This is a genomic window from Actinosynnema sp. (genome assembly GCF_052038725.1).
Genome location: NZ_JBQGCX010001124.1, coordinates 1 through 2,292, shown reverse-complemented (window position 1 = coordinate 2,292; position 2,292 = coordinate 1). Strand labels below are relative to the sequence as shown.

The following is a 2,292-nucleotide window of genomic DNA, read 5'->3' as shown; positions in this document are numbered from 1 at the left end:
CCCGTTGTCGCCGCGCAGCCCGCGCCGCATCGTCGGCACGCACAGCGCCGTCGCCACCAGCAGCGCGCCCACCAGCGCCACGCCCATCAGCGTCAGCGACACGCCGAGCCCGGCCAGCACCGACTCCAGCACCGGCTGCCCGTTGACCCACGACGTGCCGAGGTCCCCGCGCAGCGCGCCCGCGAGCCAGTTCCCGAACAGCGCCACCGGGTCCGCGTCCAGACCGAGCTCGCGCCGGATCGACCCGAGCGCCTCCTCGGTCGGCTCCTGCTCGCCGGAGCGGGCGCGCAGGATCGACAGCGCCGGGTCCCGCCCGGCCAACCACGGCACGAGGCCGACCGCGGCGACCACGGCCGTGTCGGACACGACCCGGGACGCCGCGGTCCCGAACTTGAACAACGTCAGAAACCCTTGCCCTTCAAGAACTTCGTGGTCAGCGCAGGTGCGTGGCGGAGGTGACCAGCGCCCGCTCGCGCGGGTCCTTCACCGAGTCCGCGACGTTCGCCGCGTCCGCCTGGATGACCCGCTCGTGCAGCATGGGGATGCCCGCGTCGGTGCGCAGGATCGCCGCCTCGGCGGCCAGGATCGCCGCACGCCGCTCGGGACCGGCCTCGGCGCCCTCCGCGGCCTGCACCGCCGCGTCCACGGCCGGGTCGCACAGCTTGGCGAGGTTGAACGACCCGCCGCAGGTGAAGTCCGAGCGCAGGTAGGCGACCGGGTCGCCGGAGTCGAGCACGGTCGCCCGCGACAGGATGAAGACGTCGAACTTGCCCGCCAGCGCGTCCTGCTCGATGTGCGCGTACTCGCGGACGTCCTGCTTCACGGTGAACCCGGCGTCCTCCAGCCGCTGCTGCACGATGGAGGCCACCTCGGGCAGCTCGGCCCGGTCGGTGAAGGTGCCGATGGTGATCGACGCGCCGTTCGCGGCGCCCGGAGCGGTCCGGTCGGCCAGCGGCTCGCGCTCGTCCACGGTCCACGGCAGCGCCGGGCCCAGCAGGCCCTTCGCGACGTCCGCGCGGCCCTCGTAGACGCCCTTCACGATCTCCTCGGCGTCCACGGCCTCGCGCACCGCCGCGCGCAGCGCCGGGTCGGCCATCGGGCCGCTGCGCGTGTTCAGGTACAGCGTGTTGGTGCGCGGCATCGGCACCTCGGTCAGCAGCGCCGGGTCCAGCAGCGCCGCCTGCGACACCGGGATCGTCTCGGCGATGTGCGCCTCGCCGGTGCGCACCGACGCGGCGCGCGCCGTGCCGTCCGGGACGAACGACACGTCCAGGCCGGAGGCCTTGGCCTTCTCGCCCCAGTAGCCGTCGAACCGGTCCAGCGTCGCGGTGCTCGTGCCGCCGACCTCCACCAGCTCGACCGGCCCGCTGCCGGTGCCGACCGGGTTGACCTTGCCGTCCTCGGCGTACGCGCCCGGCGCCAGGATCGCCAGCTGCGGCGACGAGAGCCGTTGCGGCACCAGGGGGTCGGGGGTCGCGGTGGTGACGGTGACCTTGTTCCCGGCGGCCTGCGCGGTGAGCTGGACGCCGTCCAGGATGCGCGGCTTCGGCGACGCCTTCCCGGCGCGGGTCAGCGTGTTCACCACGGCGTCGGCGGTCAGGTCGCTGCCGTCGTGGAACTTCACGCCCTCGCGGACGGTCAGCTCCCAGGCGGTGTCGGAGGTCCTGGTCCAGTCGGTCGCCAGACCGGGCAGGGCGTTGCCGTCCGCGTCCAGCTTCACCAGGGTCTCGGCGGTCGACCAGCGGGACAGCTTGAACGCGTCGTCGCTGAACGGGGTCAGGCCGAAGCGCGGCGGCTGGAGCATGGCGATCTTGATGCGGTCCGAGGTCGGACCTTCCGCCGCCTGCTCGCCCGCGAAGCAGCCCGACGTGGCGAGCAGCAGGGGGACGGTGAGCAGGGCGAGCGAGGTGGGGAAGCGCACGGGGACACCTGGGTGGGGATCGACGACGGGGGTGCGCCCACTGTAAGTGGGACGATAACCGTTTTCATAGTCGGTGTGGGGTGGCGCACGTCGACGGCCGCCACGCGGGTGCTTGACAGGGTTTCCCGATGTCCGGGAAAGCGGGTCGTCGACGCTGGTGGGGGCCGGGCTCACGCCCGCTGGTCGTCGGTGAACCTGCGGGCCACCAGCGCCGCCGCCAGGCTGCGGCAGTCCTGCGGCCGGGTCGGCGACAGCCCGGTCAACCGGTGGATGCGGCGCAACCGGTAGTCGACCGTGTTCGGGTGCAGGTGCAGCCGGGCCGCCGTCGCCCTGCGGTCCAGGTCCAGCGCCAGGTGCACCTCCAGGGTGCG

At 73.6% G+C, this 2,292-nt stretch carries 2 protein-coding genes and 1 pseudogene; all 3 read right to left on the bottom strand.

What is annotated here, in order from left to right:
- Positions 1-366: pseudogene (locus ACTUAL_RS23695) on the bottom strand (ABC transporter permease subunit); the annotation flags it as partial.
- Positions 367-433: 67 nt separating this feature from the next.
- A complete protein-coding gene (locus ACTUAL_RS23690) occupies positions 434-1,921 on the bottom strand; it encodes an ABC transporter substrate-binding protein (protein WP_440901791.1) in 1,488 nt (495 codons plus the stop codon).
- 170 nt (positions 1,922-2,091) lie between these two features.
- The coding region (locus tag ACTUAL_RS23685; RefSeq protein ID WP_440901790.1) for a helix-turn-helix domain-containing protein at positions 2,092-2,292 on the bottom strand (201 nt) is incomplete at its 5' end.